General features: G+C 72.9%; 10 protein-coding genes. 9 read left to right on the top strand and 1 reads right to left on the bottom strand.

Annotated elements, in window-relative coordinates:
* Positions 1–203: 203 nt before the first annotated feature.
* The 8 genes from ACIQIB_RS02875 (at position 204) to ACIQIB_RS02840 (ending at position 5,839) form a co-directional block, all read left to right on the top strand.
* Positions 204–281 carry a putative leader peptide gene (locus ACIQIB_RS02875; protein ID WP_107086570.1) on the top strand — a complete coding sequence of 26 codons (78 nt, stop codon included), beginning with the start codon at positions 204–206 and terminating at the stop codon, positions 279–281.
* A 185-nt stretch (positions 282–466) separates the two neighbouring features.
* Positions 467–1,015 (top strand): cysteine dioxygenase, encoded by a 549-nt coding sequence (locus tag ACIQIB_RS02870; protein ID WP_400756348.1) that lies wholly within the window; start codon positions 467–469, stop codon positions 1,013–1,015.
* Complete coding sequence (locus ACIQIB_RS02865) at positions 1,009–1,395, top strand: rhodanese-like domain-containing protein (protein WP_363608659.1); 387 nt, start codon at positions 1,009–1,011, stop codon at positions 1,393–1,395. Before ACIQIB_RS02870 ends, ACIQIB_RS02865 begins: the two co-directional genes overlap by 7 nt.
* Before the next feature lie 329 nt (positions 1,396–1,724).
* Positions 1,725–2,849, top strand: a complete 1,125-nt coding sequence (locus tag ACIQIB_RS02860) for an ABC transporter ATP-binding protein (RefSeq protein WP_400756347.1) — start codon at positions 1,725–1,727, stop codon at positions 2,847–2,849.
* Entirely contained in the window at positions 2,839–3,507 is a 669-nt protein-coding gene (locus ACIQIB_RS02855; protein ID WP_363608663.1) for an ABC transporter permease, read from the top strand. The genes ACIQIB_RS02860 and ACIQIB_RS02855 overlap by 11 nt, the downstream gene beginning before the upstream one ends.
* Positions 3,504–4,181 carry an ABC transporter permease gene (locus tag ACIQIB_RS02850; RefSeq protein ID WP_363608665.1) on the top strand — a complete coding sequence of 226 codons (678 nt, stop codon included), beginning with the start codon at positions 3,504–3,506 and terminating at the stop codon, positions 4,179–4,181. Before ACIQIB_RS02855 ends, ACIQIB_RS02850 begins: the two co-directional genes overlap by 4 nt.
* Positions 4,182–4,215: 34 nt before the next feature.
* On the top strand, positions 4,216–5,154 hold the full coding sequence (locus ACIQIB_RS02845) for an ABC transporter substrate-binding protein (protein ID WP_363608667.1): 939 nt from the start codon (positions 4,216–4,218) through the stop codon (positions 5,152–5,154).
* A gap of 106 nt (positions 5,155–5,260) precedes the next feature.
* On the top strand, positions 5,261–5,839 hold the full coding sequence (locus ACIQIB_RS02840; protein WP_363608669.1) for a hypothetical protein: 579 nt from the start codon (positions 5,261–5,263) through the stop codon (positions 5,837–5,839).
* Between the two features lie 262 nt (positions 5,840–6,101).
* On the opposite strand, the gene ACIQIB_RS02835 is transcribed toward ACIQIB_RS02840, so the two are convergent.
* The gene (locus ACIQIB_RS02835; protein WP_400756345.1) at positions 6,102–6,323 is read right to left on the bottom strand and encodes a hypothetical protein; all 222 of its coding nucleotides are present in this window, start codon (positions 6,321–6,323) and stop codon (positions 6,102–6,104) included.
* 751 nt (positions 6,324–7,074) lie between these two features.
* Between ACIQIB_RS02835 and ACIQIB_RS02830 the strand changes: the two genes are divergently transcribed.
* Positions 7,075–8,532 (top strand): glycosyl hydrolase family 18 protein (locus tag ACIQIB_RS02830; protein ID WP_400756343.1); only part of this gene is annotated, 1,458 nt, incomplete at its 3' end.

Genomic DNA, 8,532 nt, shown 5'->3' with positions numbered 1-8,532 from the left:
CCCCCGCCCCCCCCCCGCCGGCCCCCCCGGCCCCCCGGCCTGTCCCCGGCGGGCGGCCCCCCCCCCCCCCCCCCCGGGGGGGGGGCGGCCCCCCCGCCCCCCCCCACGGCGGGCGCCCCGGCGCCGCCGCCACCACGGCGCGCCCCGCAGGAGTGACGGGCCTCGCTTGACTCGCACCTGTCCCGTCGGGAAAGATCCGGCACATGGACTCCGGCGCCACTCTGGTCTGCCGCCTGCACGTCGATCTGCGACGCCAGGCGAGTTCCATCTGTGCCTGTTGACCTTGCCTTTCCTCGCCGGTCCCACCCTGTGACGTCTCCCAGGGCCCGCGCCGCGCACCCGCTCCCGTCTTCCTGACGCGCCCCGCCCCACGCATCGTGCCGCCCCGTCGGCAGGTCCGCGCCCCGGCCCGGCCGCGTCCCGCCCTTCACCTCCTTCGCCTTCTCCCTTCCCCGAGGACGCCCACATGAGCCTGGACCTCGCTCCCGACAACCCTGCCACCACGGCCGCCACCGGTCACCGCACCCGCACCCGCACGGCCACCACCGAGGAGACCCGCGCCCCGCTCTCCCCGAACGCCCTGCGCAAGATCGTCCGGGAGCTGGCCGAACGGCCCGACCAGTGGATCCACCAGGTGCGGCTCTCCACCGACGAGCGCTGGTACCGCCGGCTGGCGGCCGACGACGACCACGAGGTCTGGCTGATCAGCTGGCTGCCCGGCCAGTCCACCGGCTTCCACGACCACGGCGGCTCGCGCGGCGCGTTCACCGTCGCGCTCGGCGAGCTGGAGGAGCTGTCGCTCGGCGGGCCTGACCAGGGCCTGCTGATCCGCCGCATCCCGGCCGGCACCGCCCGCGCCTTCGGCCCCGAGTACGTGCACGATGTGCGCAACACGGCCTCCGGACCGGCCGTCACGCTGCACGCCTACTCGCCGCCGCTGAGTTCCATGGCGCACTACGACCTGCGGGCCGGCGGGCTCGTCCGCACCTCGGAGGAAGGACCGGAGCAGTGGTGACCACGATCGACGACCTGGTGGAGCGCGCCCGTGAGGGCGTCCACCGGCCACGGGCCCGGGAGGCCTACCAGGCTCAGCTGGACGGCGCGCTGCTGGTGGACATCCGGCCCGCGGCGCAGCGGGCGGCCGAGGGGGAGATCCCCGGCACGCTGATCATCGAGCGCAATGTGCTGGAGTGGCGGCTCGATCCGACGGGCAGTCACCGCATCCCGGAGGCGACGGGGTACGACGTGGAGGTGATCGTGGTCTGCTCGGAGGGTTACGCCTCCAGTCTGGCCGCCGCCTCGCTGCGCGAACTGGGGCTGCGCCGGGCGACGGACCTGGACGGCGGTTTCGTCGGCTGGGCCGCCGCCGGGCTGCCGACGCGCCGGGGCGGCTGACCGGCCGTCCGCTCACGGCAGGCCGCAGCGCGGGCCAGGACAGCGGATCAGGGCCGCGGATCAGGCGGCGGATCAGGACGCCGGAAGAGGACACCTGAGCACCCGTCGGGCGGTTAATCACGGACAGGAGATGATCGAGGTCATAGTCTGATCAGAGTTTCCGCCGGTCCAAAGCTGGGCAGCCACGCGGGCGGAAGAACGCCCGGGCGGTTGATACGACGGGACGGCGGTGTCACCCACGCCGCTCCTTCGTTGACAAACCGCCACCGACCGACAGACCGACACGATCGGCGCCGCCATCCAGGGGCACCGAGACGAGGAAACTCCCCGTGATCAGATTCGACGGCGCCGGAAAGCGCCACCCCGACGGCACCATCGCCGTCGGGGGTCTCGACCTGGACGTCCCGACCGGTCGGATAACCGTCCTGGTCGGGCCCTCCGGCTGCGGCAAGACCACCCTGCTGCGCATGGTCAACCGGATGGTCGAGCCGACGTCGGGCCGGGTGCTGCTGGACGGCACGGACGTCGCCGAGCTGGAGCCCGCCAGGCTGCGCCGCGGCATCGGGTACGTGATCCAGCAGGCCGGGCTCTTCCCGCACCGCAAGGTGATCGACAACGTCGCCACCGTCCCCTACCTGCTCGGCTGGGACCGCAAGAAGGCCCGGGCCCGGGCCGCCGAGCTGCTGGAACTGGTCGGGCTCGCGCCCGAGACCGCCAAGCGGTACCCGTTCCAGCTCTCCGGCGGTCAGCAGCAGCGCGTCGGCGTGGCGCGGGCGCTGGCGGCCGACCCGCCGGTGCTGCTGATGGACGAGCCGTTCAGCGCCGTCGACCCGGTGGTCCGCGCCGGGTTGCAGGACGAACTGCTGCGCCTCCAGTCCGAGCTGCACAAGACGGTGCTGTTCGTCACCCATGACATCGAGGAGGCCGTCCGGCTGGGCGACCAGGTCGTGGTGCTGCGCGAACAGGGCCGGATCGCCCAGCTCGCCGACCCGCACACCCTGCTGACCTCCCCGGCCGACGACGGCGTGGCCGCCTTCCTCGGCCGCGACCGCGGCCTGCGCGGCCTCGGCCTGCGCCCCGCCACCGGCGTCGCCGTCCGCCCGGTCGCCGACGGGCTGCGCTACGGCGGCTGGGAGCTGGCGCTGGATGACGAGCGCCGCCCGATCGGCTGGATCGACCGGGACGCCGCCACCACCGTCCTGCACCCGGCGGCCGGCTACCGGCCCGAGGCCGACACCCTGCGCACCGCGCTGGACGCCGCCGTCCTCTCCCCCGCCGGGGTCGCCGTCGCGCTGGACGCCGACGGCCGGGCCCGCGGTACGGCGAGCCGCGAGGCCGTCCTCGCCGCCCTCGCCGGGGCGGGCGCGCCGGCACCGGAGCCCGCGCCAACGCCTGCGCCGACGCCCGCACCCACGAAGACCCCGGAGGCGGACGGAGCCACCGGTGGACGATGAACCGATCGTCCGCTGGTACTGGATCGGCGACCATCTCGGCTATCTGGGCCACCTGCTGGCCGACCACGCCCTGATCGCCCTGCTCCCGGTGCTCATCGGCCTGCTGCTGGCCGTCCCGCTGGGCCTGGCCTGCACCCGCTATCCCCGGCTCTACCAGCCGCTCGCCGCGGTCTTCAACGTCGTCTACGCGCTGCCCTCGCTGGCCGTCTTCGTGGTGCTCATCCCGTACACCGGGCTGGCCACCCAGGCCACCGTGATGATCCCGCTCACCTTCTACGCGCTCGCCGTGCTGCTGCCGACCACGGTGGACGGGCTGCGCGCCGTCCCGGAGGCCGTCCGCCAGGCGGCGACCGCGATGGGGTACGGGCCGTGGCACCGGCTGGCCGCCGTCGAGCTGCCCGCCGCCGTGCCGTACCTGCTGGCCGGGCTGCGGGTCGCGGCGGTGTCCAGCATCTCGCTGGCGAGCGTCGGCGCGCTGGTCGGGCGCGGCGGGCTCGGCTATCTGTTCATCGACGGCTTCCAGCGCACCTTCCCGACCCCGATCGTGGCCGGCATCGTGCTGATCGCCGCGCTCGCGCTGGTCGTGGACCTGCTGCTGGTCGGCACCCGGCGGCTGCTCGCACCGTGGGCCGTCCGGGAGAAGGGGGCGGCCCGGTGAACTGGCTCTCCTGGCTGGGCGACTTCTTCTCCGCCCCGGACCACCGCAGCGGCCCCGACTCGATCGTGCACCGGGTCACCGAGCACCTGCTGCTCTCCGGTGAGGCGCTGCTGTACGCGGCGCTGCTCGCCGTCCCGCTCGGCCTGCTGATCGGCTACACCGGCCGCGGCGCCACCGCCGTGACCTCGCTGGCCGGCGCCGCCCGCGCGCTGCCCACCCTCGGGCTGGTGACGCTGGCGGTGCTGCTCGCCGGCGTCGGCGACACGGCCGTGCTGATCCCGCTGGTCGCGCTCGCCGCGCCGCCGTTGCTGGTGGCCGCCGTCGAGGGGGTCCGCAGCACCGACCCGGACGTCCGGGACGCGGCCCGCGGGGTCGGGCTGACGCACCCGCAGGTGCTCTGGCAGGTCTGCCTGCCGTCCGCGCTGCCGACCCTGCTGGCGGGCTTCCGCACCGCGACCGTGCAGGTGATCGCGACCGCCACGGTGGCCGCGTACGTCGGCCTCGGCGGCCTCGGCCGCTACGTCATCGACGGGCTGGCCACCCGGAAGTACGCGGTGACGGTGGGCGGCGCGCTGCTGGTGGTGCTGCTCGCGGTCGGCGCCCAGCTGTTCTTCTCCCTGCTCGCCCGGTACGCGCTCCCGCCCGGGCTGCGCGCCCAGCGCCAGGCCCGCTGAACCTCCCACCCCTCCCGAAAGGACACGTATCACCATGTCGACATCCGCACGCCGCAGAAGCGGTCACCGGGCTCTCGTCCTCGGCGCCCTCGCCGCGCTCGCCCTCGGCGCCACCGCCTGCGGCTCCTCGGGCGGCGACCCGCTGAGCGGCTCCTCGTCGGCGCCCGCCGGCTCGGGCGGCTCCGGCTCGACCGTGGTGGTCGGCTCGGCGAACTTCCCCGAGAACGTGCTGCTCGGCTCGATCTACTCGCAGGCGCTCAAGGCCAAGGGTGTCAAGGTCGAGGAGAAGTTCAACATCGGCAGCCGCGAGGTGCTCTACGGCCAGATCCAGAACGGCAGCCTGACCGTGCTGCCCGAGTACAACGGCTCGCTGCTCGCCTACCTGGACGCCAAGTCGACCGCCGCCACCAAGGACGACGTCAACGCGGCGCTGGCGAAGGCCCTGCCGGCCGCGCTGGGAATCCTGGACTCCTCGCCGGCCGAGGACAAGGACTCGCTCAGCGTCAGCCAGGAGACCGCCGACAAGTACGGCCTGAAGAGCATCGCCGACCTGTCGGCGAAGGCCGGCGAGCTCACCATCGGGGGCCCGCCGGAGTTCAAGTCCCGCCGCGAGCAGGAGCTCAAGGACGTCTACGGGCTGACCTTCAAGGAGTGGAAGCCGACCGGCGACACCACGGCCAACGCGGTGAAGGACGGCTCCGTCCAGGTCGGCAACGTCTTCACCACCGACCCGAAGATCGTCCAGCTGAAGCTCGTGCCGCTGACCGACCCGAAGGACATCTTCGGGGCGCAGAACGTCACTCCGCTGGTCAACAAGGCGGGTGTGGACGCCACGGCGACGGCCGCGCTCAACGCGGTGTCGGCCAAGCTGGACACGGCGGGCCTGACGGCGCTGATGAAGCGGGTCGCCATCGACAAGGAGGACCCGTCGACGGTGGCCAAGGACTGGCTCAAGGCCAACGGCCTCGGCTGAGCCCGGGCGACGGCTCGGGGGCGGCTCGGGGGGAGGTCTCCCGGGTCGCCGCCGGTTCTCCCGGGGGATCTTCCCCTGAGCGCCGCGGACATGACAGTGTGGCGGAATGCGCACTCGTCTTCTCGCCGCCACCCTCACGGCATTCGCCGCGGTGAGCCTAGCCGCCTGCTCCAGCTCCGGCTCCGACACCACCTCGGCCGGACCACCCTCCGGACCGACCCCCGCCGCGTCGACCACCCCCGACGCATCCGCACCCACGTCCGCACCCGCCGGCGACGCCACCACCCCGCCGCCGCCCGCACCTGCCACCGGCTCGCCCGACACGCCCGCCACGGACGCCGCCTCACCCCCGCCCCCCGGCACGCCCGACGCCCCCGCGGCGTCCAAGCCCGCGCCGCCGGCCGACGCCGGACTGCCCACCAAACCGGACGCGGGCCTCACCACCAGGCTGGTCGCCGCCCTGGACGCGATCGACCCGGCGATCGTCGGCGGAAAGCCCGAGCAGGCCGTCGACCGGGCCCGCAACCAGTGCCAGTCGATGTACCAGTTCCCCAAGGACCGGGCCAAGTTGGTCGAACTGGTCAACCAGCGCTTCACCGCGCCGGACCACCCGCAGGGCTTCGGCGGCGAGAAGGCCGAGAAGATCCTCGACGCGCTGCGCACCACCCTCTGCCCGCCGGCCTGAGCCCGGCCGTCCGCCCACCACCCCGAGCAGCCCGGCGTCCTGAGCGCCGGGCGACCGTGGCCGCGTGCTCCGACCGGGCACGCGGCCACGGCATGGCCTGATCCGACTGCCGTTCGCCAACGGCCCCGAGGTCCCGCCCGATCCTGGTGATCGGGCGGGACCTCGACGTTTCGGCGCGCCCGATGACGCGCGGTACGTCAGCGGCGGGCGCGGAAGGTACGGCGGACGTCGGCAATCCGGACGTCGGCCGGATCGGCCCCGGTCAGGCCGCCAGGGCCGCCGGCCCGTCGACGGTGCTCCGGCGGCGCCGCAGAGCGGCCTGCGGAACGACCTGCGGAGCGGCCTGCGCGGTGGTCCGGACGGTGACCCGCGCGGCGGCCCGGGAAGCGGTCAAGTCGGCGGCACGGCAGTCGAGTTCAGCCAGCAGGGCGCGCAGGTTACGGGCGTCGGCGAAGGTCCAGGCGGTGTCGGACAAGGTCGTCACAGAGGTCTCCTCCAAGAGAAAAGGGACAGGCGTGGGCGTTCTCGGGTCAGATGCACGGACGGGCGGCGTACGGCGACGGCCGGGGCGCCGACAGGCGCGCCGACACGTGCGGATGCGGCAGCGAGTGCGGATCGGGATGTGAATGCGGATCGGGCGTGAATACGGATGCGGCCGCCGTTTCCGGCGACGGGTGGCACGGGCCGGCCGCCGTTGGGCGGCGGATGGGGCTCACCTGCTCGGGCGGTGGCCGCCCTTCCTGTGGAGATCGCGCATGTGACCGATCATGTCCGAACGGCGTCGGCCGTCGCAAGCGGATTTACCGCCGGTCACCGGCGGCTTCGGGGGTACGGCAACGGCCCCGCGGCGGCCGATCAGCTCTGTTGACGAACTGTTAGGAGTCTTGACAGACGACTGGTCTAGTCCAACCATAAGCATGTCGATCCGACCGGGATGCACTGTGGGGGTGTGACCACCGGCGGCTGAGGCACTGCCCTGCCTTGTTCCGCTCCGCCCCCGACCCGCACGGCCTACGTGCGTCTTCGCACCGCCGTCGCTCCGCGAGTACGTGGGCTTCAGCACGTCCGCATGTCCACGCGCCCGTCCGCCCGCACACCCGTCCGTCGACAGCTCCACCCCTACACGCCCGCACGACTCCCCACCCGCGCGGGCGGCGGTTCCGTACCACAGAGGTTCCGCAGCACCGTTCAATATTTCACCAACGTCCTGCCCCACCAAGTCTGTTGGAGAATCCATGCGTCTACGCAGAACGATCCAGGCCGCCCTGACAGCCTGTGCCACGCTGGCCGCGTCGGCCGGGCTGGTCGCCGTCGGGACGGCCTCCGCCGAGGCCGCCACCCCGCTGCCGACCCGGGTCTTCGCGCCGTACTTCGAGTCCTGGACCGGCCAGAGCCCGGCCACGCTGGCCGCGCAGTCCGGTGCCAAGCACCTGACCATGGCGTTCCTGCAGGCCGCCACCAAGGGCTCGTGCACGCCGTACTGGAACGGCGACACCTCGCTGCCGGTCTCCTCGTCCTCCTTCGGCGCCGACATCGCCACCATCCGCGCCAACGGCGGCGACGTCATCCCGTCCTTCGGCGGCTACACGGCCGACAACACCGGGACCGAGATCGCCGACAGCTGCACCGATGTCAACCAGATCGCGGCGGCCTTCGAGAACGTCATCACCACGTACGACGTCAGCCGGATCGACCTCGACATCGAGGACAACTCGCTGACCAACACGGCCGGTATCGACCGCCGCAACAAGGCGATCAAGCTCGTGCAGGACTGGGCCGCCGCCAACGGCCGCTCGATCCAGTTCTCGTACACGCTGCCGACCACGACCAGCGGCCTGGCCTCCAGCGGCCTGGCGGTGCTGAAGAACGCGGTCAGCAACAACGCCCGGATCGATGTCGTCAACCTGATGACCTTCGACTACTACGACGGCGCCGCCCACGACATGGCCGCCGACACCCAGACCGCCACGACCGGTCTCTACAACCAGCTGGCCAAGCTCTACCCGACCAAGACCCCGGCGCAGCTGTGGGGTTCCATCGGCATCATCGAGATGGTCGGCATCGACGACTACGGCCCGGCCGAGACCTTCACCGTCGCCAACGCGACCACGGTCTACAACTGGGCGGTCTCGAAGGGCATCAACACGCTCTCCTTCTGGGCCCTGCAGCGCGACAACGGTGGCTGCCCGGGCACGGCGGGCAACGACTACTGCTCCGGGATCAACCAGAACACCTGGGACTTCACCCACATCTTCGCGCCGTTCACCAGCGGCACGACGGTGGGCAACGACTTCTCGGTGGCCGTCAACCCGGGTTCGGGCTCGGTGGTGGCCGGTTCGTCCACCAGCGCGACCGTCTCCACCGCGGTGACCACCGGTTCGGCGCAGAGCGTCAACCTCTCCGTCACCGGCGCCCCGGCCGGCGTGACCGCCACCGTCACCCCCGGCAGCGTCACCGCCGGCGGCACCGCCACGCTCTCCGTCGCCACCACCGCGACCGCCACACCGGGCACCTACCCGCTCACCATCACCGGCAACGCCGCCTCCGGCAGCCACACCAGCACGTACACCCTGACCGTGACGGGCACTCAGCCGGGTAACGACTTCTCGGTGGCCGTCAACCCGGGTTCGGGCTCGGTGGTGGCCGGTTCGTCCACCAGCGCGACCGTCTCCACCGCGGTGACCACCGGTTCG

Origin of the sequence: Kitasatospora sp. NPDC092286 (assembly GCF_044755565.1) — a bacterium.
GTDB lineage: Bacteria > Actinomycetota > Actinomycetes > Streptomycetales > Streptomycetaceae > Kitasatospora.
Note: the sequence above shows the minus strand (reverse complement) of the source record. Positions and strands in the feature narration are given on the sequence as shown.

What these genes read in the sequence shown, in the direction of transcription:
- ACIQIB_RS02875 (WP_107086570.1), top strand. Translation starts at nt 204, where the DNA reads ATGGACTCCGGCGCCACTCTGGTCTGCCGCCTGCACGTCGATCTGCGA.
- ACIQIB_RS02870 (WP_400756348.1), top strand. Translation starts at nt 467, where the DNA reads ATGAGCCTGGACCTCGCTCCCGACAACCCTGCCACCACGGCCGCCACC.
- ACIQIB_RS02845 (WP_363608667.1), top strand. Translation starts at nt 4,216, where the DNA reads ATGTCGACATCCGCACGCCGCAGAAGCGGTCACCGGGCTCTCGTCCTC.
- ACIQIB_RS02840 (WP_363608669.1), top strand. Translation starts at nt 5,261, where the DNA reads ATGCGCACTCGTCTTCTCGCCGCCACCCTCACGGCATTCGCCGCGGTG.